At 50.9% G+C, this 21,841-nt stretch carries 23 protein-coding genes and 3 tRNA genes; 16 read left to right on the top strand and 10 right to left on the bottom strand.

Annotation, left to right across the window (positions count from 1 at the left end):
* Window positions 1–306: PadR family transcriptional regulator (locus tag PKH29_00505; protein HNX13317.1), on the bottom strand; the 306-nt coding region annotated here is incomplete at its 3' end.
* Window positions 307–567: 261 nt separating this feature from the next.
* Between PKH29_00505 and PKH29_00500 the strand changes: the two genes are divergently transcribed.
* The 6 genes from PKH29_00500 (at window position 568) to PKH29_00475 (ending at window position 6,187) form a co-directional block, all read left to right on the top strand.
* Entirely contained in the window at window positions 568–1,440 is an 873-nt protein-coding gene (locus PKH29_00500; GenBank protein HNX13316.1) for a glycyl-radical enzyme activating protein, read from the top strand.
* A 101-nt stretch (window positions 1,441–1,541) separates the two neighbouring features.
* Window positions 1,542–3,677: a pyruvate formate lyase family protein gene (locus PKH29_00495; GenBank protein ID HNX13315.1), complete on the top strand. Its 2,136-nt coding sequence runs from the start codon at window positions 1,542–1,544 to the stop codon at window positions 3,675–3,677.
* Window positions 3,674–3,883: a hypothetical protein gene (locus tag PKH29_00490; GenBank protein ID HNX13314.1), complete on the top strand. Its 210-nt coding sequence runs from the start codon at window positions 3,674–3,676 to the stop codon at window positions 3,881–3,883. Before PKH29_00495 ends, PKH29_00490 begins: the two co-directional genes overlap by 4 nt.
* A gap of 10 nt (window positions 3,884–3,893) precedes the next feature.
* Entirely contained in the window at window positions 3,894–5,255 is a 1,362-nt protein-coding gene (locus PKH29_00485) for an FGGY family carbohydrate kinase (GenBank protein HNX13313.1), read from the top strand.
* Window positions 5,256–5,327: 72 nt separating this feature from the next.
* Window positions 5,328–5,582 (top strand): hypothetical protein, encoded by a 255-nt coding sequence (locus tag PKH29_00480; GenBank protein HNX13312.1) that lies wholly within the window; start codon window positions 5,328–5,330, stop codon window positions 5,580–5,582.
* Window positions 5,583–5,647: 65 nt separating this feature from the next.
* A complete protein-coding gene (locus tag PKH29_00475; protein HNX13311.1) occupies window positions 5,648–6,187 on the top strand; it encodes a hypothetical protein in 540 nt (179 codons plus the stop codon).
* Between the two features lie 21 nt (window positions 6,188–6,208).
* On the opposite strand, the gene PKH29_00470 is transcribed toward PKH29_00475, so the two are convergent.
* The 5 genes from PKH29_00470 to PKH29_00450 form a co-directional block, all read right to left on the bottom strand.
* Window positions 6,209–7,153, bottom strand: a complete 945-nt coding sequence (locus PKH29_00470; protein ID HNX13310.1) for a hypothetical protein — start codon at window positions 7,151–7,153, stop codon at window positions 6,209–6,211.
* 68 nt (window positions 7,154–7,221) lie between these two features.
* A complete protein-coding gene (locus tag PKH29_00465) occupies window positions 7,222–7,668 on the bottom strand; it encodes an HIT family protein (GenBank protein ID HNX13309.1) in 447 nt (148 codons plus the stop codon).
* 95 nt (window positions 7,669–7,763) lie between these two features.
* A tRNA-Thr gene (locus PKH29_00460) sits at window positions 7,764–7,839 on the bottom strand.
* A gap of 3 nt (window positions 7,840–7,842) precedes the next feature.
* Window positions 7,843–7,919 (bottom strand) — tRNA-Asp (locus PKH29_00455).
* Between the two features lie 58 nt (window positions 7,920–7,977).
* Window positions 7,978–8,053, bottom strand: a tRNA-Trp gene (locus tag PKH29_00450).
* A 155-nt stretch (window positions 8,054–8,208) separates the two neighbouring features.
* On the opposite strand from PKH29_00450, the gene PKH29_00445 reads away from it, so the two are divergent.
* The 4 genes from PKH29_00445 to PKH29_00430 are packed head-to-tail and all read left to right on the top strand — an operon-like array spanning window position 8,209 to window position 12,213.
* Complete coding sequence (locus PKH29_00445; protein HNX13308.1) at window positions 8,209–9,006, top strand: DUF1730 domain-containing protein; 798 nt, start codon at window positions 8,209–8,211, stop codon at window positions 9,004–9,006.
* A 20-nt stretch (window positions 9,007–9,026) separates the two neighbouring features.
* The gene (locus tag PKH29_00440) at window positions 9,027–10,034 is read left to right on the top strand and encodes a peptidoglycan bridge formation glycyltransferase FemA/FemB family protein (protein HNX13307.1); all 1,008 of its coding nucleotides are present in this window, start codon (window positions 9,027–9,029) and stop codon (window positions 10,032–10,034) included.
* Window positions 10,035–10,067: 33 nt separating this feature from the next.
* Window positions 10,068–11,144, top strand: a complete 1,077-nt coding sequence (locus tag PKH29_00435) for an alanine racemase (protein ID HNX13306.1) — start codon at window positions 10,068–10,070, stop codon at window positions 11,142–11,144.
* The gene (locus tag PKH29_00430; GenBank protein HNX13305.1) at window positions 11,137–12,213 is read left to right on the top strand and encodes a metallophosphoesterase; all 1,077 of its coding nucleotides are present in this window, start codon (window positions 11,137–11,139) and stop codon (window positions 12,211–12,213) included. Before PKH29_00435 ends, PKH29_00430 begins: the two co-directional genes overlap by 8 nt.
* A 62-nt stretch (window positions 12,214–12,275) precedes the next feature.
* On the opposite strand, the gene PKH29_00425 is transcribed toward PKH29_00430, so the two are convergent.
* The 4 genes from PKH29_00425 to PKH29_00410 form a co-directional block, all read right to left on the bottom strand.
* Window positions 12,276–12,989, bottom strand: a complete 714-nt coding sequence (locus tag PKH29_00425; protein ID HNX13304.1) for a hypothetical protein — start codon at window positions 12,987–12,989, stop codon at window positions 12,276–12,278.
* 43 nt (window positions 12,990–13,032) lie between these two features.
* Entirely contained in the window at window positions 13,033–14,328 is a 1,296-nt protein-coding gene (locus PKH29_00420; GenBank protein HNX13303.1) for a hypothetical protein, read from the bottom strand.
* A complete protein-coding gene (locus tag PKH29_00415) occupies window positions 14,318–15,211 on the bottom strand; it encodes an alpha/beta hydrolase (GenBank protein HNX13302.1) in 894 nt (297 codons plus the stop codon). Before PKH29_00415 ends, PKH29_00420 begins: the two co-directional genes overlap by 11 nt.
* Before the next feature lie 375 nt (window positions 15,212–15,586).
* Window positions 15,587–16,408, bottom strand: a complete 822-nt coding sequence (locus tag PKH29_00410) for a hypothetical protein (GenBank protein HNX13301.1) — start codon at window positions 16,406–16,408, stop codon at window positions 15,587–15,589.
* Window positions 16,409–16,571: 163 nt separating this feature from the next.
* Here PKH29_00410 and PKH29_00405 point away from each other — a divergent pair, with 163 nt between their 5' ends.
* The 6 genes from PKH29_00405 (at window position 16,572) to PKH29_00380 (ending at window position 21,816) form a co-directional block, all read left to right on the top strand.
* Window positions 16,572–17,756 (top strand): aminotransferase class I/II-fold pyridoxal phosphate-dependent enzyme, encoded by a 1,185-nt coding sequence (locus PKH29_00405; GenBank protein HNX13300.1) that lies wholly within the window; start codon window positions 16,572–16,574, stop codon window positions 17,754–17,756.
* A gap of 63 nt (window positions 17,757–17,819) precedes the next feature.
* Window positions 17,820–18,590, top strand: coding sequence for an SDR family NAD(P)-dependent oxidoreductase (locus PKH29_00400; GenBank protein HNX13299.1), 771 nt, complete (start codon window positions 17,820–17,822; stop codon window positions 18,588–18,590).
* Window positions 18,591–18,626: 36 nt separating this feature from the next.
* Entirely contained in the window at window positions 18,627–18,941 is a 315-nt protein-coding gene (gene rhaM, locus PKH29_00395) for an L-rhamnose mutarotase (protein ID HNX13298.1), read from the top strand.
* 10 nt (window positions 18,942–18,951) lie between these two features.
* Complete coding sequence (locus PKH29_00390) at window positions 18,952–20,040, top strand: uroporphyrinogen decarboxylase family protein (protein ID HNX13297.1); 1,089 nt, start codon at window positions 18,952–18,954, stop codon at window positions 20,038–20,040.
* 56 nt (window positions 20,041–20,096) lie between these two features.
* Entirely contained in the window at window positions 20,097–20,513 is a 417-nt protein-coding gene (locus tag PKH29_00385) for a shikimate kinase (GenBank protein HNX13296.1), read from the top strand.
* 391 nt (window positions 20,514–20,904) lie between these two features.
* Entirely contained in the window at window positions 20,905–21,816 is a 912-nt protein-coding gene (locus PKH29_00380; GenBank protein ID HNX13295.1) for an AraC family transcriptional regulator, read from the top strand.
* Window positions 21,817–21,841 lie beyond the last annotated feature (25 nt).

Genomic DNA, 21,841 nt, shown 5'->3' with positions numbered 1-21,841 from the left:
TCCCTCCCTGATAAAGTTAACCATCGTTTCGATCTCCGGCCAATCTTTCAAAAATTCCTCTATCGCGGCGTGTCCCAATTCGGTGATTTTATAAAACTTGCGCAGCCGGCCGTTGTGCTCCACGGAGTAAACCGTCAGATTTCCGGCAGCTTCAAGCCGGCGCAAAATGGGGTATAGCGTTGATTCGGTGAGTTCGATATAACCGGAAAGGTCCTTGATGATCTTATACCCATAGGAATCCTCGCGGGAGACGGCGGACAGTACACAGGTTTCCAGGATACCTCGTTTGAGCTGCGGGTCAAGCACATCAATACCCCCTTTCGCGTAATACTATACACCGCACAGTACTATCTGTCAAGAGGTATTTGTAAAAATTTTTTATATTTTTTTCTTCTTTTATCTTTTTACCGTTAAAAAAACATTTTTCCGGTTGTTTATTGCTCAAAAACGCTTAATCCTCTCTCCATATTCATAAATAACTAAGAAACTAAATGAGACTGGTGATTTCAACGGTATTATGTTATAATGAAAAACAGTGTTCCAAAACCATTATCAGGTGTAAACCATATGAAAATCAACATTTTCGAAAAAGGTTTCAATTATTCGCAGGACGGCACCGGCAACCGACTCGTCTATCATCTGCAGGGTTGTAATATGCATTGCCCGTGGTGCGCAAATCCCGAGGGGGTGTCAGTTACTCCGACGTTGTTTGTTAACGAAAAAATGCTGGTCAATTCAATTTGCCCTTACAGCGCGGTTCATGATCACCGGCTTGACCGATCTGTCTGTAAATCTTGTTCCGATCGGCCCTGTATTTATCAAAATAAAAATCAGGGCATCGTCTGCAAGTGCAAGTCCTGCGAAATCGACGAAATTCTTGCCGAAGTCCGCAAAAACGTGCCGATGTTTTTTGACAGCGGAGGCGTGACCCTGACCGGCGGCGAACCCACTTGTCAGTTTAAGGCCGTCAAGGTATTGCTCTCACGTTTTAAAAGTGCGGGTATTCATACAGCCGTTGAAACCAACGGAACCCATCCCCGATTACCGGAGTTACTTCCCCTGATTGATCAGTTGATGATCGACTTCAAACATCCTGACGATAAAATTCATCGTGCCGTCACAGGTATCGGCAATCAAACGATCAAAGAAAACATCACCAAAGCGAACATTTTAAAGAAACCAATCGATATCCGAGTCCCTCTCATCGGCGGCTTCAACACCTCTGAGGAAGCCCTGCAAGGAATGATTGCTTTTATCAAAACGCTGGACACGGACTTTTTTACCGTCGAGCTTCTGCGCTATCATGAATACGGCAAGCCAAAATGGCACGCCTGCGGTCTGGAGTATATCATGGACGGAACCGCGCAAATCAGCGCTGAAATCCTGACCCGTTTCCGTGATGCCTTTCTCGCCTGTGGTTTTCAAGTCATCCGTACATAGCGGGTGAGAACCCGCGGTCAAACGCGAATTTTGACTTTTTTTAAAGAAACTCCTGTCTCGCGGTCAAAGCTTAGTGACAATACATAAAGGAGCCGATTGGTATGAACGCCATTTCAGCCATTCTGTCCCCCGAACAACTCGCCCAAAAGGCCAAATTGCTGTTCAAAGAAGAACAGGCGACCAACCGATTGGACGGATGGTTTTTCATACAGGAAATCCGGCGGGACTGCGACGCGAAATTCGCCGGTCAACCTGCCGAACTCAAAGCTGCGAATACGCTGAAAGTAATTGCCGAAAAGCTGCCGATCTCGCTCAGCGAAAACGCAGTCTTTGCCGGAACCCAGCGCGATGCGTTTGCTCGAAGTTATGCACTGATCAACCCGACTTTTAAAGTCCAGTCCTTTTCAGGCTACTGTGACCCTACCGCCGTATTTGACGATATTACCCCCGAGGGCGACTTGACCAAAGAGCGGATTGAAACCCTGCGTGCCTACAACGCCGAAAGCGCTTATGTCAAGACGCTCGCCGAGACCTATCGGCAGGCCACCGATTATACCGGGGAGGTCTGTTTCTTTATCGAACAGGTCACCGGTCATGTGATTCCCGATATGCGTGTAATTTTAGCGCAGGGCATCGACTGTGTGACAAAGCAAATCGAACAAAAACTTTCCATAGAAACCGACCCCGAGCGTAAAACCAACCTATACGCGATGAAAATCGCCCTTGAATCAGCGTTGATTTTAGCTGCTCGATATGCCCGACTCACCCGTAAACAGGCTGAAACCGCAGAAGAACAACGAAAATCCGAACTGCTTTTGCTCGCCCATACGCTCGAAAAGGTCCCTGCCAAAGGCGCGGCCGGTCTTTTCGAGGCCATCCAGAGTTTTATTTTGCTGTGGCAGATGATGTGCATCGAGCAGTCGCCGAACCCGTTTGCCTTCTCGGTCGGAAACGCCGACCGCATTTTCGAGCCCTACCGGAAAGCCGAGAATATGAGCCGCGAGACGGCGGCCGCGTTGTTTCGGCATTTCCTCGTGTTTTTCAATGTCGGCGACCGCAGTTGGGCAATCTCGCAAAATGTCCTCGTCGGCGGCAAAGATACTAGCGGAAACGATTTGACCAACGACTGCACCTGTGCGCTGCTCGACGCCTATTACGATATGAATCTGCCGCAGCCGATTCTCTCGGTCAAGCTGCATCAAAACACTCCCGACGCGCTATATCAGGCGCTGGGTAAATTCTTTTTCACGCCCGGCTGCCTGACGCCCTCTCTGTTCAACGACGATTCGCTGTTTCCGATTCTCGCCTCCGCCGGCATCGAACAAGCCGATTTACCGGATTATTCGATCGCAGGCTGTCAGGAGCCGCTGATTATGGGCAAGGACAACGGCAACACCACAAACAGCTGGCTCAACCTCGGCAAGATTCTGGAACTGACTCTGCTCGACGGCGTCTCGGCGATCTCCGGGAAACCCATCGGCCCCAAAACCGGAATCCACAATGCTTTGGATCGCTTAAAAAATATCCGAAAACTCTTTTATAAAAATGTCGAATTCTATATCGCAGAGATGGCAAAGGCGGCGAACAACGCCACCAAAGCGCTCTCCTACCTGCCGGTTCCGTTCATCAGCACGTTGATGAGCGGCATCGAAAGCGGTTACGACATGCGCGATGTGACGCACCAAGGTACCAAATACAACGGCAGCGGATGCCTGATTCACGGCCTGACCGTCGTAGCCGACTCGTTTATCGCCATCGACATGCTCTTGAGTGAACGTCCGCAGGATACCGACCGATTGATTGAGGCCCTTCGCACAAATTTCGAACACGACGAAGACCTTCGGCAATACCTTTCTTCCTGCGAGAAGTTCGGAAATAACTTCGATCTGCCCGACGAAGAGGCCAAACAGGTCGCCGAAAAGGTCTCAGATATTGTCGCGTCTCAAAGGAATTTGCTCAGTAACCCGTTCCGCCCCGATTTCAGTACCCCCTCGACCCATCTGCTCTACGGCTATTGGGTCAGCGCAACCCCGGACGGACGCAAGTCCCACGACATGCTCAAAACGGACTCGGCTTCCGGATGCTTTCGTGCTTTAACCTGCCTTATGAAAAAATGTGCGGCGGCTATGCTTCCCATTTCGGAATCGACCCGAAATATTTTAAAGGCGATACCTGTGAAGATAAAGGTCTTGAATTTAAGACGCGCGTCATCGCACCGCTGTTTTTCAACCGCATGAATCAAAATACCTCCCCGTTTTATCTCTATGTCAACGTCACAACCGCTGAAATCCTGCGTAAGGTGCTTGCAAATCCGAAAAAGTATGCTCCGAGCGGCGTCTACGTCATGCGCATTCACGGTACCTTCGTCAATTTTCTCGACCTCTCCCCGGCCATTCAAAACGATATCATCACGCGGCTTGACCCGCAGTCCACCGCGATTTAAGGAGCATCATATGAAAATCATCGGCTTGGATATCGGCACAACTTCCATCTGCGCAACGGTCGTCGAAGGTGTATCAGGTGAAGTGCTCGAGACAGTCAATACCGCAAACGTTACGTTTCTGCCGTCTCAAACGTGGGCAAAGATACAAGATCCTGTTAAGATTCTATCCAAAGCGGAAACACTGATTGCCGAACTTACGCAAAAACACGCTTCCATCGGTGCGATCGGCGTGACCGGCCAGATGCACGGCATTGTCTATCTCGATTCAAACGGGCAAGCCGTAAGCCCGCTTTATATCTGGCAGGACGGCCGGGGTGACCTTGTTTATCAAGAAAATCAAACCTATACACAATACCTTTCTGATTTGACCGGATATCATCTGGCCACCGGGTACGGCGCGGTCACGCATTTTTATAATCTCAAAACCAGCCTTGTCCCGAAAGAAGCCGTGACTTTTTGCACCATCCATGACTATGTCGCCCTGAAGCTCGCAGGTCGAGACTACCCTTTGACCCACACCTCCGATGCGGCGAGTTTCGGCTTGTTCGACCTGCAAAATGTCCGCTTTGATATTACCGCTCTAGAAAAAGCGGGAATGAACCCATCTATCTTCCCCGCAGTCACGGATCAATTTGAAGTGATCGGAAAAACCGATGGCGGCATTCCCGTCTCGGTCGCCATCGGCGACAATCAGGCCGGTTTTCTCGGCTCGGTCAAAGACCCTCAGGCAAGCATTCTGGTCAATGTCGGCACCGGCAGCCAGATTTCGCTGCTTGCGGACACCTATCGGCGCGAAAAAGCCATGGAAACCCGTCCCCTTACCGAAAAATCTTTTCTGCTCGTCGGGGCTTCTTTATGCGGCGGTCGCGCTTATGCGATCTTGGAGCACTTTTTCCGTTCGGTGATTGAGATGACGGGAATATCATCAGACCGTCTTTATCCGAATATGGATAAACTCTCCGAGGGCTTTGAAACACTCGAAGATAAACTCATCATCTCCACCCAGTTCAGCGGCACCCGCGAAGACCCGGCTTTACGCAGCTCGATTCAAAATCTCGGCATCGACAACTTCACGCCACAGCATTTTATCGTCGGCGTGCTCGAGGGCGTCGTCAACGAACTATATCTGATGTACAAACAGTTGAATATAAACGATCATCAACGCACTGTTTTGATCGGCTCGGGCAACGGTATTCGAAACAGCGCTGTCATGCGAAAAATGTTTTCGCTAAAATTCGGTCTCCCGATCCGCGTTCCGTTATATAAAGAGGAAGCCGCCTACGGCGCAGCGCTTTCCGCCATGACCGCCTGCGGCTTTTACGCCGACATCCTGCAAGCCCAACAAATCATCCGATACGACGAAATCGAGTAGGGGACTGCTTTGACTGTTTCGGATTAACAATTATAGATGGGAGATTATTCTATGTTTCAAAGGATTCGCCGCATGAAAGAAAAAAAGCTGATCGAAAAGAAAGCGCAGGCCGAACGTGAAGAACGCCTGAGAATCTCACACGAGCAGGGCTTGGAAAAATGCAAAAAAGGCGTTCACCAATGGGAATACACCTATGAGGTTCAAGGTGACGGCGACCCCAATGTTGAGGGCTATATCCTGATCACCCGGGCCACCTGCAGCGTCTGCGGTGAGTCGGAGACCACCATTGAGCCCTATGACAAATCGGACGCGCAGAGCGCTGATTAATACCATAATTTCAGGAGGCCTTCCATGTATAAGAAGTTGTTTGCGGTCATTCTGTCAGCGTTTGTTTGATCGGTGGATGTGCAAACCCAGGGGTTGCCTCAGATAAAAAAGGCCTGTATGATTATCGTGCGCTTTATGCCTATCACAGCGATGCCCCCGCAAAAGAAACCCTTGAGGTAATCGGACAATATTTACAGGCAAAAGACACGTTGGAGTTAAACGGCGTACGGTTTGAAGTGGGACCGGACGGTGTTCACGAGGACTCTGTCCAGTTCGATTACGCGCTGCAGCTCACCCCGAATAATCCCAAGTATACGGTCAACCTTCAGGCAGTCATGCAGGATGTTATCTTGATTTTTGCGCTGTTTCCGAAAATTAATTCCGTGAATATCGAATTTACCCAAGCCGATTACGGTTTTGGCGGTGCGATATCCAGAGAAGAGGCCACCGAGGTTTTCGGTCAAGACATCACCGCTTTCAGCAAGAGTAAAAATAACTTTGCCGAAGCGCTACCGCCTTTATTGGAAGCGGTGGAATATCATCCGGACGTGATGGACACCGTAGATTATTATCACGCCATGGGTTTGGATGAGGCCGGAAATTAACTGTTCTCAATAATCCTATATTTATAACACAACAATCCTCGGATGTATATCCGACCAGTCTAACCCCGCCAGACATAACCCGTCGGTGCGGTCGAATTTATGCACAATATCTTCCGGCGGCCTCGAACAGGACGAGATCACCCATCTGCCGTCGGCGATAAAGATCTCACTCGCGTGGCACGGCCCCAAATAAAACGCGCTCGAAAGCGAGAAATCCGTCAGCGTATCGGAGATGCAGTAATAGGTCCCGTCCCCGTGGCGGTAGAAAAGATAGAACAACCCGTTTTTCTCGATCAGGCAGGGGGATTCGGTTTTCATCACCAGCGCCTCATAAAAAGAATATTTCCGCGATAACACCGGCCCGAGGTGTTTCCAGTCCCGCAGATTTTCCGAAGTCGACAATGCGATGCACGAGGCGTCTTTCGGAGTGTTCAGATCGGCCACCCAGTACATATAAAACAGCCCGTCAGCCGGATTGAAAATCACATGCGGGTCGCGGCACGAACACGGGACATCTTCTTTCCAATAGCTCCAATCAAATGCCGGATAAAATAACGGCTCGCGGTCGCGCTCCCAGTGCTCCAAATCGTTCGAGAACGCATGGCACATATACTGCGCACCCGCCATGTTGTGCGACGCATAAAATAGATGCCACCGGCCCTGATGTTGAATCACATAAGGCGCATAGATACCCCGTTCTTCATGGGGCAGCGTCCCGTCGCTTTCCAACGCGTTGCCGACATGCCGCCACTCGCGCAAGTCACAGCTCACCGCATGCCCGATAATCTGCTCGTTGCCGAGGTCATAACAACCCTTCCCGACTTCACCGTCGATATAAAAACAGTGCCGCTGCGTTCCGTCCGAGACAAAGCAGTGGTCGTTGATGTAACGCCCCGGCGTCTGATAGACAAACCGAAAACACTTCGCCGTCTTTTTAATCAGTTCCCGATCATGCGGATAATTCATATGATCCCTCTCATTTTTAAACAAATAGTTCTGACTATCGGTGACGATGCCATAACTGCTCTGAAAAACTATTCCCCCAGCAGTTGTTTGATCTCGGTTTTGATTTTTAAAATCATTTCTTTCCTTTCATCATCACCGGGTCTTGTTTTTTCATCATATAATTCATCATGAGGCAATTTCCATATCGGGCTGTCTTGCGGAGTATCACCTTTGACTCTCGGGATCAGATGCCAATGAAGATGCGCCACACCGTTTCCGAGCAATTCATAATTCATCTTATCGGGCTTAAATATATTGTAGACAGCCTCTGCAACAATCGACATTTCAAAAAGAAACTTCGCTTTGTATTCAGGTTCAAGTTCATGCAGCTCTTCTGCGTGGACTTTACATTCAAATATTGTATAGCCCTTGAATCGCTGATACAACTTAAGCACCACATATCCTGTTTCCAGTTCCGTAATATAATATGGATCATCTTTTATCGTTTTCAATGATTCACAAATCTTGCATATCATGGGATCATCTCTTTTTCCTCAATTTAATTTAAAACAATATTACCATAAAATGCAAAAGAAGTCGATTGTTAATAATCGACTTCTTTTAAAAATTCTGGAGCTGATAACCGGATTTGAACCGGTGACCTCGTCCTTACCAAGGACGCGCTCTACCGACTGAGCTATATCAGCATCTGGCGACTCGGAAGGGGGTCGAACCCTCGACCTCTAGCGTGACAGGCTAGCGTTCTAACCAACTGAACTACCGAGCCACATGGGTATTAAGGGCGCGACAATCATTTTTCGCAACTTGCGGCGACAGAGCGCCGCTGGCAGGGGCAGAAGGAATCGAACCCTCGGCACGCGGTTTTGGAGACCGCTGCTCTACCTGCTGAGCTATGCCCCTATGCCGATTGTGTCTTTTACAAAAACAAACGCTTTTGAAAGCGCCCCGTCATTATACACAATTTATGCCCCGATGTCAACATTCCTTGAACATTTTTTCGCAATTGCCAAAAAAAATCTCAGGGGTTATAATGATTAAAGAGGGCGGTGAGAAACATGACCGATTCGGTGAATGACGTTTTAATTAAATCCGGCATCGCCGATTTCGGCTTTTGCGCCGCGGAACCTGCGGTTTTCCGCAATCCGCCCAAAACTCCGTTTGATTTCGCACCCGCCTCGGTCATCGCCGCGGTGTTCCCTTATAAAACTCCCTCTTCCGGAGACGAAAACCTCTGTTTATATGCCCGCGTGCCGGATTATCACATCGTCGTTGGCAATCGGCTGAAATCCGCCTGTGAAGCGCTTTCATCCGCATTTCCGGACAATCGCTTTTTGCCCTTCGTCGATTCTTCGGTGCTCTCCGAAGTCGCCGCCGCCCTACGCTGCGGTCTTGGAGTTTTCGGTAAAAACCGACTTTTGATTACACCGAAATATGGCTCCTATGTTTTCATCGGCGTGATTTTGACCGACCTTAAACTCGATTACTATGACAAACCCGTCGCGTTTTGTCCCGACTGCAGGCGTTGTATTGAGGCTTGTCTGACCGGAACCCTCTCTGGCAAGCGCGATTGCCTGTCCCGCATCACCCAAAAAAAAGGTGATTTGACCAATCAAGAAGCCGATCTCATCCGAAAAGGCGGCCTTGCCTGGGGCTGCGATATCTGTCAAAACGTCTGCCCGCTCAACGAAAATGCGGCATTGACCGATCTGCCCGAGTTTCTATGCGGCATAAAAGGCCGAATTTGCGCCAAAGATTTGGACGACCTGACCGGGCGGGCTTACGGCTGGCGGAGCCGCGAAGTGCTCGAGCGTAACTTGAAAATCATAGGCCAATGTGATAAAATTTTGCCATAATTTATTATCGGAGTGATATTTTGACCGACAGAGAGATTGAAAATTTTATCAGGACAAGCCCGAAGGGGCATTTTTGCCAGAGCGAGAAATGGGCCGCCGTCAAACGCGACTGGACCCGCAAGACCGTTGCCGTAACCGATCCAAACGGGCAAATCAAGGGCGCGATTTCATTTTTGCTGCGCAAAACCCCGGTGCTGCCGTATCATTTAATGTATGCCCCGCGCGGCCCCGTCTGCGACCCCGATGATGCCGGGACGCTCAAAGCGCTGATCGAAAAATCCAAGGAACTGGCGAAAAAGTGCCACGGGTACATCATCAAACTCGACCCCGATGTCCCCGTACAAAATACCGGTTTTATCAAGATCCTTGAAGATGAGGGATTTTCCCGTGTCGTGGGCAAGAACTTTGACGCCGTCCAGCCCAATTTCGTCTTTCGGCTCGACATCAAGGGCAAAACCGAGGAAGAGGTTTTCGCCGGTTTTGCCGCTAAAACCCGCTACAACATCCGCGTCGCCGAGAAAAACGGTGTCAAGGTACGCGTCGGCGGCCTGCCCGACCTCGGCGAGTTTGCGCGCATCATGAAAATTACCGGCGAACGTGACGGCTTTGCCACGCGCCCGGAGTACTATTTTAAAGGGCTTCTGACGGCGATGAGCGAAAACGCCCGGCTTTATGTCGCCGAGCTCGACGGCAAGATGATCGCGGCGACCATCCCGATCCAATACGGCAACAAAACTTGGTATCTCTACGGCGCGTCGGATAATGAATACCGCAACGCCATGCCGAATTATCTGCTCCAGTGGGAGATGATCCGCTGGGCGGTTCAGAGCGGCTGCGAGATCTACGATTTTCGCGGCGTCTCGGGTGATCTGTCCCCCGAAAACCCGCTATACGGCCTTTACCGCTTTAAAAAGGGCTTCGGCGGCGAACTCACCGAATTTTGCGGCGAATTCAATCTCGTCACCAATCCGGGTGTTGAAAAGCTGGTCCATCGCGGAATAGAACTAATCAAAAATATCCGGCGGTAGTAAACACCGTTTGTTGAGCGAAAGGAAAATCCTATGGCCATCATTACCGCAAGCGCTGCATCCCTTGCCCGCAACTATGAAAGACTAAAGCAACTTGCTGCCCCCGCCAAGGTCTTTCCGTTTATTAAAGCGGACGGTTACGGGCTCGGGTTGGAATTTGTCGTGCGCACGCTGGCCGGACAGGGCGCGGACAATTTTTGCACCGCTCGATATGAGGATTCCTCTGCCATCCGCCGAATGCTGCCCGAAGCCAATATCCTGCTTTGCTCAGTTTATGATAAACCCGATACGGTCAAGGCCATTCTCTCGGAAAACATCATTCCGACCGTCGGCAGTGTCGAGTCCCTGAAACTTTGCGCCGCGCTGCGTGAAAATAAACTTGATATAAACATCGCCGTCGATACCGGTATGGGGCGTTTCGGCATAAACAAGGAGGAACTCTCTGAGTTTGCCGAAATGTATAATTCTATTAACAATATACATATTGTATCTACATTTACCCATTTTGCCAACTGTTTCGGCGGCAAAAAGGGCAATCGCTCCACTTTGCTGCAGCTTTCGAAATTTAGCGAGGCCGTTCAGACGATGCGTAATCTCGGCCTGAATCCGGGGATTCTGCACGCAGCCAATTCAGCGGCGGCATTGTTATTACCCGAAAGCCGCCTTGACGCGGTGCGCTGCGGCTCGGCATTACTCGGACGCAGTGAGGGTTCCGTTAAAGCCGGACTTGAAAAGGTAGGCCGCCTTTACGGCGAGGTGCTTTGTCTGCGCACTCTCAAGAAAGGCGATACCTTCGGTTACGGCAGCGTTTTCAAGGCAAAAAGCGATATGAACATCGCCATCGTCGACTGCGGCCACGCCGACGGCGTGTTTTTGACCCGCGAACACGACGGCTTCCGGTTTTCCGACCGCCTGCGCAACATCAAGCGCAACCTGACGCAAAAGCACCTATACGGCAGTTTTGACGGCAAAAGAATCCCGATTGTAGGACGCGTCGGCTTAACCAATCTTGCTGTCTCCGCTGAACACTCTGACTTGAAAGCCGGAAACCTGATCGAATTCGAATTCAATCCAATCTTCTGCGGCGCAAAAGAGATCCGCTATGAGTGAAATTCTCCGTGTCAATATCCCGGAGGGCAGCCGCATTCTGGTCACATCCGATGTCCACGGCTATCCGGAATTGTTGAAAACTTTGTTGAAAAAAGCCGAATACCGTCCCGGCGTTGACTTTTTGTTTATCCTCGGCGACACACTCGAAAAAGGCCCCGACAATCTCGGCGCGATGGAATATGTCTACGCGCTCTCGAAAAATGACCGCGTTTATGTGACCGTCGGCAACGTCGACCGCTGGCTGTGGCGGCTTTTTGAAGGCGATCTGCAGAAAGCTCTTGACTACACCGCTTTTCGTCCCGACAATACCCTCACTCAAGCCGCAAAAAAGCTCGGTGCTGCTAAAATCGATAATACATTTCGTAAATCATTCCTTATAAATTACAAAGAGGAAATCTCGTATTATAAAAATCTGCCCTGCTGCATTGAGACCGAGCAGTTTATTCTCTCTCATGCGGGTTTGCCTGAAAACGGCACCCTTGAAGGAACTGATGCGGATTTCATCACAAATTATAATTTCTATCTTTCCCGCAAAAACCAAACCGGTAAAACTCTTATCTGCGGCCATATCCCGACCTATTATCTTAATCCGGGTCCGAACTTCGCCCCCTTTTTTGACTATGAAAATAACGTCATTTTTATCGATGGCGGCACGATCACTTACGCCCGTCAGCTGAATATGTTGATCATTACCGATAAAATTGATTGGATCAGCGCTGACGCGCTCCCAAAAGCCCGCGTGATCAAAGATGTCAACGGCGATATGAGCGCCTGCGTCAAGATTACCGCCGATCGCCACCGCAAAGAACTTGACAACACCGAGATCGAAGTGCTTGAAGACGCGGGCGACTTTTTGCGGGTGCGCTGCGTCAACACCGGCGAAGAGGGACTCGCTAAGTGCGAAATGCTCGACGGCGATGTCTACTGGGGTGAGCTCTCGGCCTTTCTCTCTGCTGAAAAAGGGGATGTCGTCGGCATCGCCAAAAACGGCATGAGCGGCTACACCTATGTCAAAAACGCCGCCGGAGACATGGGGTTTTTGCCCAACGACTCGCTGTGCGCGCTGTAAATACCCGTTCAAAAAACAAAAACGCCGTTTATTAACGGCGTTTTAAATTTTACTGCGTCGATTTAAAAGAACAGGCGTTTTTTGATCTGCTCCTTGAAATTGCGGCGATGCTGCAAAACTGCGGCGCAAAGACCGAGGAAAACGCAGGGGACAAAAGCGTAAAGCGACCACTTCGGAATAATCGGTCCCTTCAGATAGGCATCGAGGATCAGCTCGATCGAAACCGTCAGAAGGCCGGAAGCGAACAACACCGCAGCCAGTTTCGAAAGGCCGGCGACCCGGTGTTTTTTACCGCAGAACAAGGTCGTCAGACCCAGTGCGAGTAATACAACGCTGCCCGAAATCGGAAGCCCGAGCGGCAAAAACCAATCTCCGCCCGAAATGAACGCAATTAAGAAGACATACCCCATCAGGACGAGTCCATCGAATGTCATAAATAAAAAGAAGCGGTTTTTCGGGAAGAAAAACGGAAGCGCGCCGCAGACGAATAATAAAAACAGCGCGCCGATGACATACAGCGACCAGGACAGGCCGCCGCCTGTGATCAGGTCAACGATCACGGTGATCAGCAGCGGGATCATCAGTAAAATGCTTGCGAGCGATGCAAAATACTTCCGGTCGATTTTCCTGGAGATCATCTCCATTCGGGTCGGATAGGACTTTGAGACCGGCAGTTCCGGCACAGACGCTGCCGGATTGATGACCGCAACACCGCAAAGCGGGCACTTTTTTTCGGCGGAGGCAAGCTCCACGCCGCAGTTGACGCAATATGACATACTTTTATGACCGTTCCTTTCGTTGAGCTTGGTATGGTTCCGCTTATTCACATTCCCGGGTTTCCCCGATTTGATTGCTCTCAATTCGCACGGGGATGCCCAGCTTGACCAGCATGCGGAAAAATTCGCGCTCGATAAAGGTCTCTTTTATAATTCGGGTAAAATTAAAATAGACGGTGTTTTGATAGGAAAGCATCGCGGCGATCACGCGGTTTCTCGAGAGCGGCCCGAGGATAAAATCCATACGGGTGACATACTGCTCCATCTCAGGCGGCAGCTTGACTGCGCCGAGATTTGAAATACTGCTGCTTGTCTGGCGGTCGCCGACGAATTTAAAAGTCATCTTCATGGCGATATTCTTGATAAACAGCGGCATCAGACGCAGAACGCGCACTTTTTCAACCTGAACGTTGGTCGCGATTTTTGCGTTCAGTTTTTTCTCGGTGACTTCACTGCCCATATGATGATGAACCGCCGAGAGTACCTCATCAAAAGAAAATAGTCCGTAGCGCGGGTCGATACCGGGATTCGTATAATTGGAGAAGTTGCGCAGCGTGTGGGTCGGATAAAATTTGCGCAAATTGATTGGCACGCAGATTTTGACCGGTTTCAGCTTGCGCTGGGGTCTGCCCTCGGCACGCTGCACCTTGTCGATGGCTAAAATCAACACGGCGGTCAGGTATTCGGTCAGCGTGACTTTTTTCTCCTTTGCCTTGGCGAGCAGCAAATCGAGCGGCATCTGGGCATTCGTGATATGGATGACATCGGGGCGCTCGAGGGTACCCTTGAAATAATAGGCGCTGCTCTCACCGCGAGGGGCGGTATGGCTTTTAGCGTATTTGAAAAAGGCGTCTTCGAGTTCATCGGGTTTGGGCGCTTCCGAACAATCTAGTATTTCGGTGTCACGCGGGATTACTGCGCCGTATTTGATGCGCAGATATTCTGCGACAAGGGTTTTGAGGAAAACAAAACCCCCGGTGCCGTCTGTGAGCACATGGTAGATTTCAACAGCGACGGTGTTTTCGAAATAGCGGACACGGAACATGAATCCCCTGTTTTCCCGCAGGTCCATGCGAACGCAGGGATTTGCGACATCGCGCTGAATTTTCGGCACCCCGTCGATATGCTCAAGATAAAACCAGAACATTCCGCGGCGGAGCCGAAGCGTAAAAGTCGGAAAGCGTTTAGCGCACGATTCGAGGGCCGCCCGAAGAGCGACCGGATCGACCGGCTCGGTCAGGCAGGCAGACAGCCGAAAAAGTGCCGTCCAATTTCGGCGTTTTGCCGCAGGATAGATCTTTGCGGCGTTATCCAGTTTCATCCATGACTTAGCAGCCATTCGGCATCTCCAAAAATTTGTGTATTTTTTCGATTGCATCGTCGGCTTCGGGGCAGCTGAACAGCGGAAAGACATGCCACATTCCGTCTTCGATAATCAGTTCACATCTGCCCCCGCTGGAGACGATGCGTCTGGCAAGGTTTTGCGCGTCGGAGAGCAGCAGCTCGTCCCCGCCCGCGATAATAAGCGAAGGGGGCAGCTCGCTCAGGTCACCGAAAATCGGAGAGACCAGCGGATTTTCGGTATCATCTCCGGCATACATGACGGCATACTGCCGCAGAAGGTCTTCTGAAAGTGAAGGGTCGGCGTCCCGGTTGACCTCATACGATTTGCCGGAAAAGGTCAGATCGGCCCAGGGAGAGATGGCGACCATTTTATGGGGTAGGGGAAGGCCCGTCGCTTTGAGCTCCAGCGCAACGGCGAAGATCAGTCCGCCGCCCGCCGACTCACCGACAAACGAGATGTTTTCAGGGTCGTTGCCCTCATCGAGCAGGTATTCATAAGAGGCCACAGCGTCGCGCAAGGCAGCCGGAAACGGATGTTCGGGCGCAAGCCGGTAAGCGGGGCACATCACATCAGCGCCGGTGCGGGCACAGAGGATGCTGCCGAAACCGCAGGCATATTTGATGTCTCCGGCGGTATAAGCGCCGCCGTGAAGGTAGAGGATCACTTTATTATTGGCATTTTCGCGGCGGGTGATATAGCGGGCTTTAAAAATTCCGAACGTCACCGTGGAAAAATTGAGTTTCCGGGCGTTTGCCGAAGCTCCGAGCGCGCCGAAGGCATCTTGGCCCGCACGGGCAGTCTTGATGTCCATCTTGGAGGTGAGCGGTTTTATAAAGCGAATTTGTTCGCGCAGTGTGATCGAACGCAGCGAGGGCATTTATGGAATCATCCTCCCGAAGATTTTGGGGTGCTTGACCCTTTGCCTTTGTATAAGAACCAAACTCCGGTTTCGAAAAATCTGTTTATCAAACTTCCCGCCTCCGATGATTTTATTGTAGCATAATGTCATAAAACATTCAATCAACTGCATCAAAAAGACGAAACCGGAAATTTAATCAAATAAATCATCAACCGTGAGAAGACCGCCGAGTCTTAAGTCGACGGTTAAAGTAAAAAAGCCCGGAGGACCTCCAACGGAAATGTAACTTAAATTTTATGCCTTACACTTTTCACCGAAAAATTATGAAATAACAAGAGACGGACGGCGATGCCGTCCGTCTCTTGTTTGGGAGAGAATACGTCCTTATATGGACTACCTGTTGCAGCTGCAGCCGGGTCCGGCGACAGCGTTGTTGTCGCCCATGCGCGGAGGGAAGAATTGATCGGTTGGAAATTGAATCTTGTAGAACAGTTCGCAGGGATCTTCTTCGGAGCCGATACACTCCTTCAGCGGGACGCCGAAGCCGCAGGCCGGGATTACCAGCGAGACCTTGCGGGAGATGCTGACAATCGAGAACAGGCCGATGGTGGCCAAAACGACTCTGCGCGGTTCGCAGACGTTGAACGGACCGTCGAATTGTTCGGCGATCGGAGCGGGAATATTCGCTCCGAAGCGGGGAAGGTTGCGGGGAAAATCGCAGATGTCCAGCAGGCGCGCGGATAGCGCGATGGGCTGTACCGTTTCAACCGTGGCTTTTGGCATGTTGGTGCTGAAAGTCGTGCAGTCGTCGCAGTCACCCGAGTACTGGGATGTAAAGATCATCGAGTCGCCCTCGGAGCCATAGAGGATGACTTTTTTGTTGTAGATGGCAAGACCTTCAACGCAATGGCCGCGGTCGCCCATGCAGGTGAAACACTCAAACCAGCAGTGGAAGAAGAAGGTTATGTCGACGGCAAAGAATCCGTTGTTATAGGGGATCGGCTCGACGTTTACGATTACGTTGACGATCTCACACCTCTTGAATTTTACAGAAATGGAATTGTCGATGATATTCTGGCCGTTGTTGGTAAAACAAACCGGGAGATCTTCCAGACAATCCTTGTCGTAGCAGGAATCGTAAATCCTGTCGACGCTGCAATTGACAACTTCCCGGAAAGAGCCGGTCGACGGATTGCATCCGTTACGCTCGTTCATAATATGATGTCCTCCGTTTCAGGTTGCGGCTATAAACGATAATACGGCCGCTCAACCTCATTATATGAGAACGGGGCATTTATGTGATGTGTTGACAGGTTTTTTTACAGGTGGTAAAATGAATTCCAGCTTAACTGCGTATTTTTTTTAGGGGAGTGCTTAGATGGATATCTTCGAAAAATGTAATTTTGACAGAACGGCTGAGGCCAAAAAACTGGGTCTTTATCCGTATTTTCACGAGCTGCAGACCCGTCAGGATGTCGAGGTCGTTATGGAGGGTAAGCGCCGGATCATGCTCGGTTCCAACAATTATTTGGGCCTGACCGTGCACCCCGAGGTCGTCGAGGCGGGCGTTAAGGCACTTGAGCAATATGGCAGCGGCTGTTCCGGCTCACGGTTTTTGAACGGGACGCTGGAACTTCATGTCCGGCTGGAGAGAGAATTGGCGGAATTTTTAGGCAAAGACGCCGTGATGACCTTCTCGACCGGCTTCCAGACCAACTTGGGTATTATCAGCGCGATTGCCGGGAAAGACGATTATATTTTATGCGACCGCGAGAACCACGCGAGCATCTACGACGGCTGCCGGCTGTCGTATGCGCAGATGGTGCGCTACCGCCACAGCGATATGGCCGACCTGGAGAAGAAACTCTCCGAGATCGATGATAAATTCGGAAAGCTGATTGTCACCGACGGTGTGTTCAGCATGGGCGGAGATATTTGCAAACTTCCCGAGATCGTCGCGCTCGCCGAAAAATACGGCGCACGTGTAATGGTGGACGATGCCCACGGGCTTGGCGTGCTGGGCGGCCACGGGCGCGGCACCGCCGAGTATTTCGGGCTGACGGATAAAGTCGATATCATCATGGGTACATTCAGTAAGTCGCTGGCTTCATTGGGCGGTTATATGGCGGCAAATACCAAGATTGTCGAATTTACGCGGCATTCCTCGCGGCCCTTCATCTTCTGCGCTTCGATTCCTCCGGCCAGCTGTGCCACGGCGCTGAAGGCCCTCGAAATTCTGCGCAATCACCCCGAGCGTGTCGAGCGCCTGCGCGAGATCTCGCGTTTTGTCCGGGCCGGGATGGATATGCGCGGCATCGAATACCGCTGCACGGATCTGACTCCGATCATCCCGCTTCCGACCGGCGAGACCTTCAAAACTCTGAGACGGGCAAAGGACTTTTACGATGCGGGCGTCTATGTCAATCCGGTGCTTCCGCCTGCGACGGGGCCTGCGGACTGCTTGCTGCGCACGAGTTATATGGCGACTCATACCAATGCCCTGCTCGACGAGGCAATGGACATTATGAAAGAAGTAATTGAGGCGGAAACAAAAGAGAACTAATAAACGACCGCGCTCGGCTCGGCAATTTTGCAGGATGCCGCGTGCGTAAAAGAGGTATAAAAATTGAAAACGGTTGTTATCAGCGGCGCGTCCGGAGGTATCGGACTGGCGTGTGCTTATGAGTTTGTTAAAAACGGCTGGCAGGTTTATGATCTCTCGCGCCACGGAAAAAGTCATGACGGCATTCTCCATATCACCACAGACGTCACCGATCCGGAAGCGGTCAAAGCGTCATTTGCGCAGATTGAACATATCGATGTGCTGATTGCAAACGCCGGATTCGGCATCTCAGGCGCAATCGAATTTACCGAGACGGCAGCGGTTGAAAAACAAATTTCGGTCAATTTTGTCGGCGCGCACAACTGTGTGAAGACCGCAATTCCGAAACTGCGCGAGAGCGGGGGGCATCTCCTTTTTACGAGCTCGGTCGCGGGAGTTTTGTCGGTTCCGTTCCAGACTATCTATTCGGCGAGCAAGGCGGCGATCAACGCCTACGCCTGCGCGCTCGCAAACGAACTTCGACCATTCGGCATCCGGGTCTGCGCTTTGATGCTCGGCGACGCAAAGACCGGGTTTACCGAAAAACGCGAAAAAGCGCCGATTGAAAATACACTGTACGGAAGTACCATCGAGCGGCAGGTAAAGCAGATGGAGCACGAGGAGCAAAACGGCATGGATCCGGCGGTCATCGCAAAAGTGTTTTATAAAACCGCGCTGCAAAAACATCCGAAAACGCTGAAAGCCGTGGGATTTCAATATAAACTTTTCGTAGTTCTCCAAAAACTTCTGCCGGTTCGTCTGATGAACAGGCTGGTCGGAAAATATTACGGTTGATAAATAAAACATAAAACACGAGAGGAAAGCAGAAACATGATTTACAAGGGCTTTAAAATGAAACTTTATCCGGGAATGGAGGCCGAATACGAAAAGCGGCACAACGAACTCTGGCCGGAGATGATCAAGATGATCCACGAACACGGCGGCAAGAATTATTCGATCTATCTCGACCCGGAGACGCTGATTTTGTTCGGTTATATCGAGATTGAGGACGAGCAGAAGTGGTCCAAGAGTGCCGACACCGCGATCAACCGCAAGTGGTGGGATTTTATGGCCGACATCATGGAGACCAATCCTGACAACAGCCCGGTTGCCAAAGACCTGAAGCTGCTGTTTCATTTGAGTTAGGAAATTGAATATGGATTTAACACCGTATAAGCGAGAGAAATACGACGCGTTCATGGGGCTTGCCCCGAAACACTTGCCGCACTGGGAGCACTGGTCGAACCCAGACGCCGAGACTTATATCACGGGTATCGATGCCTATGACCATCCGAAGCTCTGCCGCGAGCGGATGCTGGAACTGTATCCGCGGCTTGATCTCGCGATTCCGAAGGACGATGCGCCGATTGCGCGTCCGACCGGCGACGACATCTGCCACGGCACGGTGCGCTGGGGCGCGGGACAGACCGGGACATTTATCCACGGCGAGCAGATTTTCAAGAACGCCGAGGATGTGTTCAATTTCAGTCCGCTTGAACACGCCGACATGACCGATTGGGGCTTTGTGGTCGAACACTATGATTTTTCTTCGATGGAAACGATTGAAAAGCGTTTCGAGGTATCGTTTCCGAAACCCTGGGGCGAGCCGGAGCCGTTTTCTGCGCGCGGTGTCGGTTTTTATAACACGACATTTATGTGGCCTCTGCTGACCTTCGGGTGGGAATTGTTTTTGGAGTGCTGCCTCGATGAACGGTTTGAGCGGGTCATGGATGAGTTCGCCGAGATCAACCGGCACTTGTTTTCGGTTTACGCCAAATTACCGGTCAAATTTGTCACCTGCCACGACGACATCGTGACCACGCGCGGGCCGGTCTGTTCGCCCGAGTGGATGCACAAATACGTTTTCCCGCGATATGAAGAATACTGGGGCATGCTGAAAGCCGCCGGAAAACGGGTTATCTTTATGGCCGACGGCTGCATGGATCAATATGCCGATGACGTGTTCGCCTGCGGCGCTAACGGGATTATCTCGGAACCGTACACTGATTACAAGACGATTGCAAAAAAACATAAGGATTGTTTCCTTGCGGGTGAAGGCGACAACCGGATTTTAAAGCGCAACAACCCGGCTGAAATTTCGGATATGGTCGATCGAATGGTCGAGACCTCCAAACTATCCGGCGGGTATATGATGTGCATCGGCAATCACATTCCGTGGGACATTCCCGGCGAAGCGATCAAGTTATATCTTGATCTCGCACAGGAAAGAGCTGTACGTACATAAAAAACAGGGGTCGTTCATGCGACCCCTGTTTTAATAGAATACCGTTAACGACAGAGGTGCGAAAAATACCGAACGGAATTATTGTTTTCGGCGCAAACGGCAGCGGGAAGTCCACCATCGGACGGGAGCTGGCGCGCGTTTTAAATTACAAATTTATGGATCATGAGGATTACCATTTCGAAAAGTCGGAGATCCCCTATACCGTCGAGCGTACACGCGAAGAGTGTTTGCGGTTGATGCTGGCCGATATTGACGAATACGGTTCTTTCGTCCTCTGTACCGTCACCGGGGACTTTTGCGAAGAGATTTCGTCTATATACGATTTTGCCGTATACCTGTCGGCACCGCATGATATTCAATGGAACGCATCGAGCAACGCGCTGTTGAACGATACGGAGACCGCGCTTCAAAGGGCGGCGACATGTATGAGCGGCAAGCGGCATTCCTGGATTTCGCATCAAAGCGTCCTTTGACAAGAATCGAACAATGGGCAAAGACGCTTACATGTACTGTCATACAGGTGGATACCACAAAACCTGTTTTTGAAAACGTAGAATTGATTGCGGAAGAATACTTGCGATTTCGACGTTCTTACTTGCGATGACGACTTCCCGTCTTTGCGAGGAGCTTTAGCCCCGTGAAAATCCATGCGATGGGGACAAACCAGACACTGAGGTAAATTCCCCGCTGGGTGAACCGGACGCTTGCGCTCTGGATTGCTTCGTCCGGCGCGGGGAACCCGCGCTGACTCCCTCGCAAAGACGAAGTGAGCTACAAGATATAAAATGATTGCAAGATCGGTCGAGAAATCAATCTTCGGATTCGGTATAATCAGTTCGGAATTTCACGAAAGGAGTGTGTGAAATGCGGCAGGAAGAAAAAGCATTTGTCGTCGAGAAGCTGCAGGAGTATATCGACCTGCACATCGACCGCCCGATTACGCTGAAACAGCTCTCCGACGTTGCCGGGTATTCCCCCGGATATGTAACGCTGATGTTTCGCGACACGGTCGGACGCAGCCCCTATGACTACATCCGCGCGCGCCGGCTGACAGCTGCGGCTTTGGCGCTGCGCGACGGGGATCACAGGGTGCTCGACATCGCGCTTGACTTTCTGTTTGACAGCCACGAGGGCTTCACGCGTGCCTTTTCAAAGGAATTCGGAATTCTGCCCGGGGAGTATAAGCGCAGCACACCGGCAATCCGGTTGTTTTTGCCGGTGAAAGCGCATCAGAGTTATCGGGCTCTTCATCCTGACAATAGCGACAAGGAGGAAATTATGTCGAATACAAGTTTTAAAACGATTTTTGCACAGGTCATCGAACGTCCCGCGAGGAAATGTCTGTTGAAGCGCGGGAAGACGGCGGACGGATATTTCAAGTGCTGTGAGGAAGCCGGCTGTGACGTTTGGAACGTGCTGCTGAGTGTTAAGGAAGCGCTGTATGAGCCGATCGGCATGTGGCTGCCGAAACACCTGATTCCGGCGGGCACTTCGGAATACGTCCAAGGTGTCGAACTTCCGCTCAATTACGACAAGTCGATTCCCGCGGGATACGAGCTAATCACGCTGCCGCCCTGTACCTTAATGGTATTTCAGGGCGAGCCGTATGATGATGAAAAATTCTGTGAGGCAATCGAGGAAGTCTGGGAGCATCTTGAGACCTTTAAACCCGAATTGTACGGGTACAAATGGGCACCAGAAGCAGCACCGAGTTTTCAACTCGCGCCGATCGGAAGCAGGGGCTATATCGAAGCAAGATCGGTCGAAAAGGCATAAGTCAAATCATGAAAACCGCCCGCCG

Source organism: Oscillospiraceae bacterium (genome assembly GCA_035353335.1).
Lineage (GTDB): Bacteria > Bacillota > Clostridia > Oscillospirales > JAKOTC01 > DAOPZJ01.
Note: the sequence above shows the minus strand (reverse complement) of the source record. Positions and strands in the feature narration are given on the sequence as shown.